This window comes from Dermatophilus congolensis, from assembly GCF_900187045.1.
GTDB lineage: Bacteria > Actinomycetota > Actinomycetes > Actinomycetales > Dermatophilaceae > Dermatophilus > Dermatophilus congolensis.
Map to the genome: position 1 here is coordinate 2,167,032 of NZ_LT906453.1, position 14,895 is coordinate 2,181,926.

A 14,895-nucleotide genomic window follows, 5' to 3' on the forward strand; every position below is an offset into this window, starting at 1 on the left:
CCAACGCTGCCCTGACACTCCCCCACCCCACCCCACCCACACGAAACGGCTGGGCCTGTGCACCACGCACACACCCAGCCGTCACCGATCCCCGCACATACACGGGAACATGCACAACAGCGATCAGCTGAAGCTGTCACCACAAGCGCAAGAGTTACCTGCGTTCGGGTTGTCGATAGTGAAGCCTTGCTTCTCGATCGTGTCCGCGAAGTCGATCGTGGCGCCATCCAAATACGGAGCGCTCATGCGGTCAACAACCAGCTCAACACCATCGAAAGATTTCACAGCATCCCCATCAAGGGTGCGCTCATCGAAGTACAGCTGATAGATCAAACCCGAGCAGCCTCCCGGCTGCACACCAATGCGCAGACGCAGATCGTCACGGCCTTCCTGCTCCAGCAGGCTCTTGACCTTAGCGGCAGCAACGTCAGTCAACACCACTCCGTGCGTGGCGGTCTCGTTCTGGACGGTCATAGTGACTACCTCTCGACCTCGATGTGGCGGCAAGTACCAGCGACGGCACCAGCCTGCACACCCTCGCGGTGCTCTCGTTCAATTGATCGGTCCTGCGACCGAAGTCCATTCTCAGGCTACCCGCAGTCCACGCAGACTGACAGCCAGGCCCGCCAGCAACAACACCGCCCCACCCAGGGCTATTCCGCCCGCTGAACAACGCACATCATCTACTCCACGTGCGAGCTAGACGCTGCGCACGATCGGCGATCGCCGAAGCCGGATCAGCCATCACACTGGCCATGTCCCCGCCCCTATCGACAATCCCATACACCGCAGCAACCCCCGCACTCATCGACTCTCGCCGCCCCACCTCAACCTGGCCCGCCAACACCATTGTGGGAAGAGCGAACTCCGCTGCCGCAGCCGCCACGCTGACCACCACCCCCGCATGCACAGAACGGCCGTCAAAACACCGCTCCCCCGTCACCACCAAATCATGCTCACCCAACAACTCACGCATACTCCACAAACCCATCACATGCGAGACCGCGTCCTCAACCCGCGCACCCAACACCACAAGCCCATACCCCAAGCCACCACCAGCCCCCGCCCCAGGAACCCGCGTCACCCGCCGCGGCAACCCCGTCAACAAATCAAGCCCCGACGGCAAAACCCGCTCCACCACATCCACGAAATGCCCCAGCGAACGCTCCAACTCCTGCGTCTGCTCCACCGAAGCGCCCTTCTCCGGCGCCGTCGTGGCCGAAGCCCCACTGAACCCCAACAACGGCAACGACCCCTCCGCCGCAACCACCAACTCCACCCCAATCAAACGATCCCGCACCGCCTCCAAACCCGCCACGTCATCTGGCGAAATCTGACCCAACGCACCCCCACCTGAACACAACGCAGGCCCCTGCCCCGCCCCCAAAGCAGCCAACATGCCCGCACCAGCATCATTTGTGCCCGTCCCCCCACACGCCACCACAACCCGCGAAGCGCCCTCAGCCACCGCCACCTCAATCATCTGCCCCACCCCAAACGTGCTCGTCACGCACGGGTCACGATCAGCGGCATCCAATAAATGCAACCCCGCCGCCTGCGCAGCCTCCACAAACCCCGTACGCACCCCACCAACCTCAGCCAACAACACCGTCGCAGGCACATCACGCCCCAACGGATCAGCAACTGTCACCCCCACCGAAACCCCACCAACAGCCGCCTCCACCACACTGGCGAAACCAGCCTCACCAGCAGACAACGGGGCACACATCACCACATCACCAGGAGCCTGCCGAGACCACCCATCAGCCATCGCATCAGCGACCTGGCCAGCCGTCAACATTCCGGAATACTGCGAGGGAGCGAACAAGATACGCACGCTTCACATGGTGCCAAACCGCTCCCCCGCAGCGGGACAAATCAGCTCTTCCACACCTGCGCGATCTTCTCGAACATCAGCGCTTCAGCCACACACGCATGCTCAAAATCACCCAAGTGCAGCCCCTCATCAGTGCTGTGCGCGCGCGTATCCGGGTCCTCCACCCCCGTCACCAACACCACTGCCTCAGGGAAGGTGTCATTGAACTGAGCCACAAACGGAATCGACCCACCGATACCGGCATCCACCGGCTCAGTGCCCCACGAAGAGCGCAAAGCCGAACGGGCCGCATCCACAATCGGGCCCGAAGCCGGCAAAGCCGAACCCGGCGCTGCATCCTCAACCTCAACCTCAACCTGAGCCCCCCACGGTGCGTTGTCCTGCAAGAACTTCGTCACCGCCGCGGCCGCAGCATCAGCATCCTGAGCAGGAGCAATCCGCACCGACAACAACGCCGAACACGAAGGCGACAACAAATTCGCCGCCCCCTCCACCGCAGGAGCATCAAAACCAACCACCGTCACCGTCGGCTGCAACCACAAACGCGAGGCAAACGTGCCCTTACCAATCAGCTCCACACCATCAAGAACACTGGAGTCACGACGAATCTCCTCCGCGGTGTAATCCACCCCCGAAGTTTCCTCACTCACCAACCCCGGCACCGCCACCGAACCATCAGCGTTATGCAACGTCCCCAAAAGACGACACATCGTCGTAATCGCATCCGGCACCACCCCACCAAACATGCCCGAGTGCAACCCATGCGCCAACGTCGACAACGTCACCTTCAAACGCACATTGCCCCGCAACGACGTCGTCAACGCAGGCGTACCCACCGCCCAGTTCGAAGAGTCAGCAAGCACAATCACATCGCACTCAAGCTCATCCCGATACTTATCCAACAAGGCAGGAAGACTCGGCGAACCAGACTCCTCCTCACCCTCCACAAACACGATCACCTCAACCGGAGGCTTACCCCCAAAAGCACGCAACGCAGCAAGATGCGCCATTACACCAGCTTTATCGTCAGCAGTACCACGACCATACAAACGCTCACCACGCTGCTGCGGCTCAAATGGCGCACTAGCCCACTGCGACTCCACACCAGCGGGCTGAACATCATGGTGGGCATACAGCAACACCCGCGCCGGCCGTTTCCCATCAACCGGCGCAGGGCCCGCCACACGGCCAATCACCGCAGGCTTACCACCCTCAGCAACCACCTTCACCTCAGCGCCTTCAGCACGCAACAATTCCGCCACAGCTTCCGCGCTGGCCTGCACGTCTTTATCGTGCTCAGGCAACGCAGACACACTCGGGATCCGCGCCAACGCCATCAAATCTTCTAGTACACCTGGCATAAGATCAGCGATTTTGGTTCGCAACGCCTCTGTATCGGTCATGGCCGAACAATATCCCCGCCAACACTCCCCAGAACCCCAATAACACTGACAACGCACCCCATCTAACCCAAAACCTCCCCCACCTCGCCACAGCACAAGACCATCACCTACACCGCAATCCCTGCAGGTCAAAAGCACCTACCACCGCGCAGCTCACCCATCCAAAGACATCACCAAGCTAGAGTGTGCAAGGTGTCCAGCAAGAAATCCGCCGACCAGCCCAACGGCGCCACGGAAACCACGTCCACCGTTGACCCAGCATCCGTGCCTGCCACCACCAAATCCGCAGGCAAAGGGCGCCCCACCCCCACACGCAAACAAGCCGAAGCAGCCCGCAAACGCCCACTGGTCCCCGCCGACCGCAAAGCCGCCAAACGGCAATCCCGACTCGAAGAACGAGAACGCCGCTACAAAATCCGTCTAGCCATGGAAGCTGGCGAAGAATGGGCTCTACCCCGACGCGACCGCGGAACTGAACGCCGCTTCATGCGTGACTGGATCGACGCACGCCGCTCCTTTGCTGAATACCTTTTGATCGTCATGGTGCTGGGGTTGCCCGTCACACTCATCACTCACCCCACGGTCATGGCAATCGGATACTCGATCGTCTACGGCGCAGTACTCATAGCAGCCATCGACGTCACCGTGATGTGGTTCCAAGTCAAAAAAGCAGTCACCACCAAATTCGGCGCACCACCAGCCAAAGGTGGCCTGTGGTACACCATCACCCGCGCGCTACAAATGCGCGTAGGACGCGTCCCCAAACCCCAAGTCAAACGCGGCCAGTACCCCTCCTGACCGCCAGGGGCACCACCTGCCAACACACCTGTGAAGGGGTGTTTTCCTCACCAAAGGAAAACACCCCTTCACACATATGCACCACCAACATCACTCCTGCTCAAGCGACATCGGCCCATACACAACCTCACCCCCACACAACAACGACACCGACACCACCCCCAACTCCGTCAACCCCAACCACGACTCCCCCAACCACGCCTCCGCGTCCTCCCGCGATTCAAACGGCACCTCAGCATCAGCAACCCGCACCTGAGCGCCACCATCATCAAACGCTTTCCACACCCAATCACTCATAAACCCACCCTAGACCCACCCCTGAGCCCTAACCCATCAACCTGCTCAAACAACACCTCACGCTCCCGCGCTGCCCGCGCAGCAATCCGCAACCACTGCGATCCCAACCCCGGAAACGTATCCCCACGCCTCAACCCCACCCCACGCTGCCGCAACACCTCACGCACCCACACCGCCCGCTGATGGCGCACTAACACAAACGGCCCAGCAGCCCCCGAAACCACATCAAACCCACGCTGCCGCAACCCCTGCACCAACAACTCACGATCCCGCACCACCCGCTCTGCCACCCCAGCAGCAAACTCCTCCCCCTCCTGCGAACACACCGCACGCATCGCCGCCAACGCCGGAACATTCACCGACCACGGCGACTGCAACTGCCGCAACTGCTCCACCAACCCCGGCTCAGCCACCACAAACCCAGCTCGAACACCCGCCAACCCAAACGTCTTCGTCAAACTCCGCAACACCACCAACCCCTGCGTGCACGCAGCATCCACCAACAACGACTCCGACCCCCGAACCCCACCAACACCAACACCAACACCAACCGCAACATCCATAAACGCCTCATCCACCACCACCACACGCCCCGGCCTCAACAAACCCAACACCTCACCACGCGGATGCAACACCGACGTCGGATTAGTCGGATTCCCCACCACCACCACATCAGCGCCCTCATCCACCTGAGCGGCACGCAACACAAACCCATCCTCAGCATCTAACACATGCCGCACCACCTGATGCCCCGCACCCACCAGCGCCGCCTCCGGCTCAGTGAACTGCGGATGCACCACACACGGCCGCTGCCACGACCGCAGCCTCGCCACCAGCCCAAACGCCTCCGCCACCCCATTCACCAACAACACACACGCCGGATCGACCCCCACATGCTCAGCCACCACCCGGCGCGTCGGAAACTCATCCGGATACGCAGCCACCCCACCCAGAGACTCCCGCAACGCCTCCGCCACAAACAACGGAGGCTCTCCCACCGCAACATTCACCGCAAAATCCCAACACACCCCCCGCGCCTCAACATCACCGTGATGACGCAAATCCACCCCATCAATCACCGCACACCATCCCGCCATGCACACGCCTGCTCCACCAAACGAGCCGCGAACTGCGGCGCACCAGCCCAATGCGTGTGCAAATACCCCGCAACCACATTTCCCGACACCACACCATCAACCTCGACCCGATCAGCATGATCACGCAGCACCCACGCCCCCGGAACCACACCCGCATCCGGAGCCGGCACCACCCTCGTGCGATGGAACACATGCCCCGTCACACGATCACCAGCAGCAGCCAACACCGAATCACAATCAGCCACAGCCTGCCGATACCCCAACACCAACCGCGGATGCATCGAGGCAATCAACGGCAACACACCCGTCATCTGCGCGCCATCCAACTCCTGCGCCAAATAAAGCATCCCCGCGCACTCAGCCACCACCGGAGCCCCCGAAGCTGTAAACCTACGCACCGCATCCAACATCGACCGGTTCGTCCCCAACGCCGAGGCATACACCTCTGGGAAACCACCCTGAATCACCAACGCATCAGCCTCAGGCAACTCACTATCCCGCAGCGGATCAAACGACACCACCTGCGCCCCCGCAGCCTGCAACAACTCCACATTCTCTGCATACCCAAACGTGAACGCAGCCCCACCAGCCACAGCAACACGCACCCCACTACCAGCACAAACGCCCCCAACAGAGGCCAACGCAGCCCCAGGAGACCACGCCTGACCCTCCAGCTCAGGTGCAGACCTAGCCACCTCCACAATCGCATCAAGATCCAAATGCTGCTGCGCCATACACGCCAACGCATCCACCGCAGCCAACGCCTCCGGGCGCCGCTCCGCCGCCGGAATCAACCCCAAATGCCGGCTCGGCACCACAATGTCCGGCAACCGCGGAATACACCCCACCACCGGAACCCCCACCCCAACCACCGCAGCCCGCGCCTCCGCCTCATGACGCGGCGAAGCCACATTATTAAGAATGACCCCCGCCACCCTCACCTGCGGATCAAACGAAGCAAAACCATGCACCACCGCCCCCACACTCCGCGACGCCGACGCACAATTCACCACCAAAATCACCGGAGTCTGCGTCAACTTCGCCACATGCGCCGACGAAGCAAACCCCTCCCTACCCAACGCGCCATCAAACAACCCCATAACACCCTCAATCACCGCCACATCAGCCACCGACGGCGACAACGCACCATGCAACAACAACGGCACAATCCGATCCACACCCACCATGTGCGCATCCAAATTCCGCCCCACCCGAGCACACGCAGCCTCGTGATACCCCGGATCGATGTAATCCGGCCCCACCTTGTGCGGAGAAACCACCAACCCACGACGATGCAATGCCGCCAACAACCCCGTAGTGATCATCGTCTTGCCACTACCAGAAGCAGGCGCCGCAATCAGCACACGCGGCAAACTATGAGTACTCACCATTCGATCCCGCGCTGCCCCTTCTGGCCAACATCAAACGGATGCTTCACCTTCGTCATCTCCGTCACTAAATCCGCCGCATCCACCAACGCAGCCGGCGCCCGCCGCCCCGTCACAACCACATGCTGCTTACCAGGACGAGCCCGCAACGTCTCCACCACCTCATCGACATCCACCCATCCCCAATCCAGCGGATACGTGAACTCATCCAACACATAAAAATCGTGCTGCTCCTGCCCCAACCGCCGAGCAACCTCCACCCAGCCCTGCCGCGCAACCTCAGCCTGTTCCATCTCAACATCTCCACTATTGGAACGCGTCCACGACCACCCCGACCCCATCTTGTGCCACTCAACCGGCGCCCCCACCGCCGGATCCTCCTCATGCAGCTGCCCCAACCGCCGCAACACCGCCTCCTCCCCCACCTTCCACTTCGGCGACTTCACAAACTGAAACACCACCACCGACAAACCCGCATTCCACGCCCGCAACGCCATCCCAAACGCAGCCGTGGACTTCCCCTTCCCCTCCCCCGTATTCACAGCCAAAACAGCACGATCCCGCCGCTCACGCGTAGTCAACCCATCATCAGGAACACAACTGGGAACACCACGAACCACAACAACCTCCTCAACAACAACCCAACACAACACAACACAACACAACCAAAATAGCCCCCACCCCACACTCCCCCAGAACCAGACCAAACAACGCCACACCAGGTAACGAACACAACACCCCCCGCCCTGTGAAAGAGGACACCCCCACAGCGCCACCTGCGCCTTAACACACAACCAACCAATAACTAAACCCCCCTCCCCGAGTAGGGTTTTTCCCATGACCGCGCCCACCACCCCCACCGGCGACCGCTGCCCCGGTGCACTCCGACTCCACCACGCCGCCGACGGCGACCTCGCCCGCATCCGCATCCCCGGCGGACTCCTCACCCCCCACGCCACCCGCACCCTCGCCCACCTGGCCACCACCCTCGGCGACGGCCACATCCGCCTCACCGCCCGCGGCAACGCTGAAATCCGCGGCATCCCCACCGGATCCGAAACCGACCTCGGCACCTGCCTCACCGCCGCCGGGCTCCTGCCCTCCCCCGCCCACGAACGCATCCGCAACATCGTCACCACCCCCACCGCTGGGCTCGACGAACACGGAAACACCACCGGAACAACCCTCACCGACCTGCTCCACGCCCTCGACAACGCCCTCATCAGCGACCCCGAACTCGCGCAACTAAGCGGACGATTCCTCTTCGGCATCGACGACGGCCGCGGCGACGCCCTCGCCCTCGAACCCGACCTAGCCATCACCGCCAACAACAACGACCACTGGACCATCACCGCCGCCGGCGCCACCCTGGGAGTCACCCACCGAACCAACGCCCCCACCGCACTCACCCTGGCCGCACACACCCACCTAGCCACCGCACACACCCACGACCAACGCGGCTGGCGCCTCACCGACCACCCCGACACCCCCTCCCTCATCACCAACATCCGCAACACCATCAGCCACCTCCTCACCCCCCACACCCCCCACACCCCCACCCTGCACGCCACCCCACCACCCCTAGGACTCATCCCCCACCCCACCAACACCACCTACACCATCGCCACCCGACTCCCCTTAGCCGCAGCCCCCGCCGAGACCTGGCAACACTTCGCCGACCTCGCCGAACACGGCGACAACCTCATCCGCACCACCCCAGCCCGAACCATCCTCATCGCCAACCTCACCCACCACCACGCAACAACCGCACTCACCCACCTATCCACCCTCGGACTCATCACCGACCCCCACGCACCCCTCGCCCACGTCACCACATGCACCGGCCTACCCGGCTGCACCTCAGCCCTCGCCGACGTCCAATACGCAGCAGTCACCCACCACACCCCCAGCAACAACAACACTCCCGTGCACTGGTCAGCCTGCCCACGACGCTGCGGCCGCCCCACCACCGACCACGTCCAAGTCCTCGCCACCGAAACCGGATGGACCACCGCCCTAGTCAACACCGACACACCCGGACACCCCGCCACCAACCAACACCCCGTCACCGACGTGAATCTCACTACCGACATCACCAACCGACGACAGGAAATCACCCCATGACCACCCCCCAAACCCCCTACACCTACGAAACCAACGGCGCCAACATCTACCGCGAATCCTTCGCCACCATCCGCGCCGAAACCGACCTCACCCACCTCACCCCCGAAGAAGAACGCGTCGCCGTCCGCATGATCCACTCCTGCGGATCCACCGACCTCATCGACGACATCATCTTCTCCCCCAACGCCGCCCACGAAGGCATCACCGCCCTCAACAACGGCGCCCCCATCCTCACCGACACCCACATGGTCGCCAGCGGCATCACCCGCCGCCGACTGCCCGCCAACAACGACATCATCTGCACCCTCCACGACGAACGCGTCCCCGAACTAGCCGCCACCCTCGAAACCACCCGCACCGCCGCAGGCATCCACCTATGGGGCGAACGCATTGACGGCGCAGTCATCGCTATCGGCAACGCCCCCACCGCACTCTTCCACCTCCTCAACCTCCTCCACACCAACCCCTGGCGCCCCGCCCTCATCCTGGGCATTCCCGTCGGATTCGTCGGCGCCATCGAATCCAAAGAAGCCCTCCACAACGACCCCCTCAACCTTCCCCACATCATCGTCCGCGGCCGCCGCGGCGGCAGCGCCATCACCTGCGGCGCCCTTAACGCCCTCGCCAGTAGCGCCGAATAACCAACCATCCCAAACCACCCCCCTACCTCCACCGCAGAAAGACATCACATGAACCAGGCCGCCCCCGGAAAACTCATCGGCGTAGGAGTAGGCCCCGGCGACCCCGAACTACTCACCATCAAAGCCGCCCGAGCCATCGAAAACGCCGACGTCATCGCCTACCACGAAGCCAAACCAGGCTCCTCCAACGCCCGCGCCACCGCCGCAGACCATATCCACCCCCACCACATCGAACTCCCCCTCACCTACCCCATCACAACTGGCACCACCAACCACCCCGGCGGATACACCGGAGCAATCAACGACTTCTACACCGAAGCCACCCACCTCATCGCCACCCACCTCGACGCCGGACGCACAGTCGCCGTCCTCGCCGAAGGAGACCCCTTCCTCTACAGCTCCTTCCAACACCTACACGAACGCCTGGCACACACCTACCCCACCCAGGTCATCCCCGGCATCAGCTCCATGACAGCTGTATCTACTGCCCTTGGACGCCCCCTCGTCGAAGCCACCGAAACACTCACCATCCTGCCCGGCACCCTACCCACAGACGAGCTCGCCGCCCGCCTAGCCACCGCCGACTGCGCAGTCATCATGAAACTGGGCCGTACCTTCACCTCCGTACGACAAGCTCTCACCACGGCCGGGCGTCTTCATGAGGCTTGGTACGTCGAACGCGTCAGCCACGACGAACGCGAAGTCGTCACGCCTCTAGCAGATGTCAACCCCAACAACGTTCCCTACTTCTCCCTGGCTGTTATTCCCAGCCGTATCGGAACAGCCGACTGGATGCCTGCCCCCACACCTCCCAGCCAGAAGGAAAGCTCTTGTACTGGGTACGTAGACGTCTGTGGCTTAGGACCTGCAGGGGCAATGTGGCGCTCCCCCCAAGTCACAGCGGCGCTAGCCCAAGCCACTGACATCATCGGTTACACCACATATGTCAAACGCGTCCCCGAACGCCCTGGCCTTACCCGGCACCTATCTGACAACAAAGTCGAGCTAGAGCGCGCAGAGTTCGCCCTGGACCTAGCGCTACGTGGCCACCGAGTCGCCGTCGTCTCTTCAGGTGACGCAGGTATCTTCGCGATGGCTACCGCTGTTCTCGAGGCGGCCGATCAAGAACGCTATCGCCACATCCCCGTGCGGATTCTTCCTGGAATCACTGCTGCGGCGGCCGTGGCTGCAACCGTCGGTGCCCCTATTGGCCACGACTTCGCGACCATCTCATTGTCTGACCGGCTCAAACCGTTTGAGGTGATCCGTGAGCGAGTCCGAGCAGCTGCGCAAGCGGACCTTGTTATTGCTCTATACAACCCAGCAAGCAAAGAACGTACCTGGCAGCTGCGCTCCGTTATCGATGACCTACGTACTTTCCGAGCCGAAACGACCCCCGTCGTTGTTGCCCGAGCGGTGGGGTCTGAGTCTGAAAAAGTCACAGTCACAACGTTGGGCGACCTTGACCCAGACACCGTAGACATGCGCACCGCACTCATTATTGGATCAACCCAGACACGTTTAAGCACGCGTATGGCTTCTGGGGACAGGAGCACCGGCGCAGTGTGCGGGGACGGCACTCAGCACGTGCTCTGGACCCCCCGCACTTATCCGCAACAGTGACCATAGCGGGGCTGCCCAGGTGATCTTTACCGAGGCAGCCCCGTTATAGGAGCAGGGACTCCTTCAGTGCGTCGCTCAGCAGCACACGCCATCGAGTACAGGTGACTGTCTGGGAATTCTTTAGCGCCGAGGGCTTGTCCGACCAGGATTACTGCCGTTCGACGGATACCGGCTTCTTTTGTTGCGGCAGCGATGTTGTCCAGTTGGCCACGCAGCACAATTTCATCGGGTCGGCTAGCGAGGGCAACGACGGCGGCGGGGCAGTCTGGTCCGTAGTTGGGAAGCAGTTCAGCGACGACATCGTCGATGTGCGCGGTGGCCAGGTGCAGGACAAGAAGGGCTCGGCTTGCCCCTAGAGTGGCGAGGTTCTCTCCTGGTGGCATGGCGGTGGCGCTGCGTGAGATGCGGGTGAGAATGACGGTTTGCCCGACTTCGGGCACGGTGAGTTCGTGTCCGAGGCTGGCGGCTGCTGCTGCGAAGGCTGGGACACCGGGGGTCATTGTGTAGTCGATGCCGACAGCTTGGAGTCGTCGGATTTGCTCAGCAACAGCGGAGTAGACGGATAGATCACCGGAGGCTAGGCGGGCAACATCGTGGCCTTCGGCGTGCGCTTTTTGGCATTCGTTGATGATTCCCTCGAGGTCGAGGGTGGAGGTGTCGATGAGTCGAGCGCCATCAGGGCAGTGTTCGAGGAGTTCTTCGGGGATAAGGGTTCCTGCATAGAGGCAAACGTGGCTGTTTTGGATGATGCGTAGGCCGCGAAGGGTGATGAGGTCGGCGGCGCCGGGGCCTGCTCCGATGAAGTGGACAGTCATGGTGGTCCTTTCGTGAGGGGTATGAGGTTATGGGGTGATACGGCCGATGGCGATGGTGCTGGACCCGTGTGCGTGATTGGCGATGTGTTTGCCGATGATGAGGCGGGCGCCGGCGGCGAGGACGGCGGCTTCTGCGACGGAGGGGGTTCCGGTGAGGTCTGCGACGTGGGGGTTGGGGTTGGGGGTGTTGTGTTGGGCGAGAGTGTGGGAGTCGTAGACCTTGACGCCGATTTCGTGGCGATGGGTTTTTTCGAGGTGTTCGAGTAGGAGTGCGGTTTCGGTGAGGAGTCCGTATTTTCCATTGCGGTCGATGCTGACGAGGGTGGCGATGGCGCCGGAGGCCAGGAGGTTGGCGGTCATGATTTCGCGCAGGTGTTTGAGGATGTCGCGGGCGTTGATGCCGCTGCCACCACCGATGCCGATGATGAGGCTGGGTGGGGTGAGGATGAGGGTGGGGGTGTCGGTACCGAATTGCATGGCGGCGAGGGGGTCAATGTCGGTAACGATGAGTCGTGCTGCGATGTGTTGATGGTTGGTGGCGAGGGTGTCGCCCAGTGGGGGTAGGGGCCAGTTGGTGGGGTTGTCGAGGTCGACTGGTTGGTGGTTGTCCAGGGCGTGGGTGACGTCGTCGAGGGCGCCGGTCCAGGGCCATTGGAGTTGGTGGATGGTGTGTGCGGTGGGGCTGTGTGTGTTGGTGGTTGTTGTGGGGGTGGGGGGTTGTTGGTGGGTGGTGGGGCGGGCGTTGAGGCGGGCGAGCCAGAGGAGGGATTCGGGGAGGGATTCGGCGATGTCGATGTCGTCGGGGAGGGTGGGGCGTTGGATCATGATGACGGGGATGCCGGCGTTGCGGGCGGCTTGGAGTTTGGGGGCGGTGGCGGCGCCTCCGGAGTTTTTGGTTACGAGGACGTCGATGTGGTGGTTGTTGATGAGGGTGGTTTCGCCCTCGAGGGTGTAGGGGCCGCGGTCGAGGATGAGTTCGTGGCTGGCGGGGAGGATTTGGGTGGGGGGTTCGATGGTGCGGATGAGGCAGTGGGCTTTGACGTGTGTGAATGCGGCGAGGTCGCGGCGTCCGGTGGTGATGAGGGCGCGGGTGCCGAGTGTGTCGATGTGTTGGGCGGCGTCGGTGGGGGTGGTTGCGGTGTGCCAGGTGTCGCCGGGTTGGGGTTCCCATTGGAGGCGTTGGAGGCGTAGGTAGGGGATTTCGTGTCCGGGGATGGCGGTGCGGGCTGCGGTGATGGTGTTGGTGGTGATGGTGTTGGCGAAGGGGTGGGTTGCGTCGATGATGGCGCTGATTTCGTTTTCGCGTAGCCAGGTGGCCATGTTTTCGGGGCCGCCGAATCCTCCGATGCGGGTGTCGCCGGGGAGGTTGGGGGTGGTGTGGGTGCGGCCGGCGAGTGAGTTGGTGATGTGCCAGCCGGGGAATGCGTCGGCGAGTTCGTTGGCGAGGAGGCGGGATTCGGTGGTTCCGCCGAGGAGGAGGAGGTGGGGGGCGCTCATCGGGTTGTTCCTTCGTTGATGAGGTGGGGTTTGCGTGCTCGCCATTGGGTGACGGGTCGTGCTGGGGTCCATGAGGTGTAGGTGCCGATGGGTTGTGCGCGGCTGATTTGGATGTGGCCTAGTTCGCCGCCCCAGGTGGTGCGGGCGGTGATGAGGCGGTTTTCGGTTTCGATGGTGACTGCGTTGGCGACGATGCGGCCTCCGGGTGGGAGGGCGTTCCAGCATGTTTCGAGGAGTTGGGGGGTGGTTGCGCCGCCGCCGATGAAGATGGCGTTGGGTTGGGGTAGGTCGTGGAGTGCTTCGGGTGCGTGGCCGGTGATGGTTTGCAGGGTGGTGTTGACGCCGAGGTTGTGGGCGTTGGTGGTGATGTTGGCGGTGCGGTCGGGGCGGGTTTCGATGGAGATGGCGTGGGTGGTGGGGTGGGTTAGGCACCATTCGAGGGCGATGGTTCCGGTGCCGCTGCCGATGTCCCAGAGGAGTTCGTGGGGGCGTGGGGCCAGGGCGGCGAGGGTGATGGCGCGGGTTTCCCATTTGGTGAGTTGGCCGTCGGTGGTGAAGGTTTCGTCGGGTAGGCCTGGAACGAGTCCGGGGTGGCGTGGGTTGGGGTTGGTGATGGGGGTGTTGGTGTTGATGGCGGCGATGGCGAGGGTGGGTAGGTTGGTGTGGTGGGTGGTCCAGGTGGTGGCGGTGGCGGTGGTGTGGGTTTCGTTGGGGGTGCCTAGGTCGCTGAGGAGGGTCAGTTCGGCGTTGTGGTAGCCGTGGTTGGTGAGGTGTTTTGCGAGGTCGATGATGGTGGTGCCGCGTGGGATGAGTGTGAGGATGCGGGTGTTGGGGTGTAGGTGGCGGTTGAGGGTGTGGGTATCGCGGCCGACGGTGGTGATGATGGTGACGGTTTCGGCGGGCCATTGCATGCGGGCGCAGGCGAGTGCCATGGATGAGGTGGTGGGGATGGTGGTGAGGGGGTAGTGGGTGCCGGTGTCGTGGGTTTCGTGGGTGAGTTCTTCGGTGAGGGCGTGGCCGATGCCGTAGTGCCAGGGGTCGCCGCTGGCGAGGATGGTGAGGTTGTTGTTGGGGGCGTGTTGCCGGATGAGGGGGCGGATGGAGGGGCGTAGGGGTTTGCCCCAGGGGATGCGTTGGGCGGTGATGGTGGTGGGGAGGAGGTCGAGTTGGCGGGGGGCGCCGATGATGGTGGTGGCTGTGTGGAGGGTGTGTTGTGCGTGGGGGGTGAGGCTGTCCCATCCGTCGGCGCCGATTCCGATGAGGGTGATGGGGTGTGTGTTGTGTTGATGGTTTGTGGTGTCCATGACTATTCCTTGACCTAATACGTACCGACGCCATCCGTATGTTGGGTGGGAATCTGGTGATAGGTCCGTAG

Annotated in this window: 14 protein-coding genes; 4 read left to right on the plus strand and 10 right to left on the minus strand. The window is 62.6% G+C overall.

Features of this window, described 5'->3' with window-relative positions:
• Positions 1–123: 123 nt before the first annotated feature.
• From erpA to CKV89_RS09285, 3 genes are all read right to left on the minus strand, one after another.
• On the minus strand, positions 124–474 hold the full coding sequence (gene erpA / locus CKV89_RS09275; RefSeq protein WP_028326432.1) for an iron-sulfur cluster insertion protein ErpA: 351 nt from the start codon (positions 472–474) through the stop codon (positions 124–126).
• Positions 475–679: 205 nt separating this feature from the next.
• On the minus strand, positions 680–1,837 hold the full coding sequence (locus tag CKV89_RS09280) for a glycerate kinase (protein WP_084440824.1): 1,158 nt from the start codon (positions 1,835–1,837) through the stop codon (positions 680–682).
• A 41-nt stretch (positions 1,838–1,878) separates the two neighbouring features.
• The gene (locus tag CKV89_RS09285; protein ID WP_028326434.1) at positions 1,879–3,240 is read right to left on the minus strand and encodes a dipeptidase; all 1,362 of its coding nucleotides are present in this window, start codon (positions 3,238–3,240) and stop codon (positions 1,879–1,881) included.
• Between the two features lie 192 nt (positions 3,241–3,432).
• Here CKV89_RS09285 and CKV89_RS09290 point away from each other — a divergent pair, with 192 nt between their 5' ends.
• Complete coding sequence (locus CKV89_RS09290) at positions 3,433–4,038, plus strand: DUF3043 domain-containing protein (RefSeq protein ID WP_034400393.1); 606 nt, start codon at positions 3,433–3,435, stop codon at positions 4,036–4,038.
• Between the two features lie 90 nt (positions 4,039–4,128).
• Here CKV89_RS09290 and CKV89_RS11935 read toward each other — a convergent pair whose 3' ends face one another.
• From CKV89_RS11935 to cobO, 4 genes are read right to left on the minus strand one after another with little or no spacing between them, the layout of a single operon-like run.
• Positions 4,129–4,335, minus strand: coding sequence for a hypothetical protein (locus CKV89_RS11935; RefSeq protein WP_084440825.1), 207 nt, complete (start codon positions 4,333–4,335; stop codon positions 4,129–4,131).
• The gene (gene cobC, locus CKV89_RS09300) at positions 4,332–5,432 is read right to left on the minus strand and encodes an Rv2231c family pyridoxal phosphate-dependent protein CobC (protein ID WP_034400395.1); all 1,101 of its coding nucleotides are present in this window, start codon (positions 5,430–5,432) and stop codon (positions 4,332–4,334) included. Before cobC ends, CKV89_RS11935 begins: the two co-directional genes overlap by 4 nt.
• Positions 5,411–6,820 (minus strand): cobyrinate a,c-diamide synthase, encoded by a 1,410-nt coding sequence (locus CKV89_RS09305; RefSeq protein WP_028326437.1) that lies wholly within the window; start codon positions 6,818–6,820, stop codon positions 5,411–5,413. The genes cobC and CKV89_RS09305 overlap by 22 nt, the downstream gene beginning before the upstream one ends.
• On the minus strand, positions 6,817–7,440 hold the full coding sequence (cobO, locus tag CKV89_RS09310; protein WP_028326438.1) for a cob(I)yrinic acid a,c-diamide adenosyltransferase: 624 nt from the start codon (positions 7,438–7,440) through the stop codon (positions 6,817–6,819). The genes CKV89_RS09305 and cobO overlap by 4 nt, the downstream gene beginning before the upstream one ends.
• A gap of 217 nt (positions 7,441–7,657) precedes the next feature.
• On the opposite strand from cobO, the gene CKV89_RS09315 reads away from it, so the two are divergent.
• Genes CKV89_RS09315 through CKV89_RS09325 form a run of 3 tightly spaced genes read left to right on the plus strand, consistent with a single transcriptional unit; the run spans position 7,658 to position 11,208 of the window.
• The gene (locus tag CKV89_RS09315; RefSeq protein WP_051277123.1) at positions 7,658–8,944 is read left to right on the plus strand and encodes a hypothetical protein; all 1,287 of its coding nucleotides are present in this window, start codon (positions 7,658–7,660) and stop codon (positions 8,942–8,944) included.
• On the plus strand, positions 8,941–9,585 hold the full coding sequence (locus CKV89_RS09320) for a precorrin-8X methylmutase (RefSeq protein ID WP_028326439.1): 645 nt from the start codon (positions 8,941–8,943) through the stop codon (positions 9,583–9,585). Before CKV89_RS09315 ends, CKV89_RS09320 begins: the two co-directional genes overlap by 4 nt.
• A gap of 48 nt (positions 9,586–9,633) precedes the next feature.
• A complete protein-coding gene (locus tag CKV89_RS09325) occupies positions 9,634–11,208 on the plus strand; it encodes a precorrin-2 C(20)-methyltransferase (protein WP_028326440.1) in 1,575 nt (524 codons plus the stop codon).
• Positions 11,209–11,234: 26 nt separating this feature from the next.
• Here the strand turns inward: CKV89_RS09325 and cobM are convergent, their stop codons facing one another.
• The 3 genes from cobM to cbiE are packed head-to-tail and all read right to left on the minus strand — an operon-like array spanning position 11,235 to position 14,824.
• Positions 11,235–12,023, minus strand: a complete 789-nt coding sequence (gene cobM / locus CKV89_RS09330; RefSeq protein ID WP_028326441.1) for a precorrin-4 C(11)-methyltransferase — start codon at positions 12,021–12,023, stop codon at positions 11,235–11,237.
• A 27-nt stretch (positions 12,024–12,050) separates the two neighbouring features.
• Positions 12,051–13,520, minus strand: a complete 1,470-nt coding sequence (locus CKV89_RS09335; protein ID WP_084440826.1) for a cobalt-precorrin-6A reductase — start codon at positions 13,518–13,520, stop codon at positions 12,051–12,053.
• Positions 13,517–14,824, minus strand: a complete 1,308-nt coding sequence (cbiE, locus tag CKV89_RS12555) for a precorrin-6y C5,15-methyltransferase (decarboxylating) subunit CbiE (protein ID WP_051277125.1) — start codon at positions 14,822–14,824, stop codon at positions 13,517–13,519. The genes CKV89_RS09335 and cbiE overlap by 4 nt, the downstream gene beginning before the upstream one ends.
• Positions 14,825–14,895 lie beyond the last annotated feature (71 nt).

Coding starts and splice junctions, on each gene's coding strand:
- CKV89_RS09325 (WP_028326440.1), top strand. CDS start 9,634: ATGAACCAGGCCGCCCCCGGAAAACTCATCGGCGTAGGAGTAGGCCCC.
- cobC (WP_034400395.1), bottom strand. CDS start 5,432: ATGGCGGGATGGTGTGCGGTGATTGATGGGGTGGATTTGCGTCATCAC.
- CKV89_RS11935 (WP_084440825.1), bottom strand. CDS start 4,335: ATGAGTGATTGGGTGTGGAAAGCGTTTGATGATGGTGGCGCTCAGGTG.
- cobM (WP_028326441.1), bottom strand. CDS start 12,023: ATGACTGTCCACTTCATCGGAGCAGGCCCCGGCGCCGCCGACCTCATC.
- CKV89_RS09285 (WP_028326434.1), bottom strand. CDS start 3,240: ATGACCGATACAGAGGCGTTGCGAACCAAAATCGCTGATCTTATGCCA.
- CKV89_RS09320 (WP_028326439.1), top strand. CDS start 8,941: ATGACCACCCCCCAAACCCCCTACACCTACGAAACCAACGGCGCCAAC.
- cbiE (WP_051277125.1), bottom strand. CDS start 14,824: ATGGACACCACAAACCATCAACACAACACACACCCCATCACCCTCATC.
- CKV89_RS09335 (WP_084440826.1), bottom strand. CDS start 13,520: ATGAGCGCCCCCCACCTCCTCCTCCTCGGCGGAACCACCGAATCCCGC.
- erpA (WP_028326432.1), bottom strand. CDS start 474: ATGACCGTCCAGAACGAGACCGCCACGCACGGAGTGGTGTTGACTGAC.
- CKV89_RS09315 (WP_051277123.1), top strand. CDS start 7,658: ATGACCGCGCCCACCACCCCCACCGGCGACCGCTGCCCCGGTGCACTC.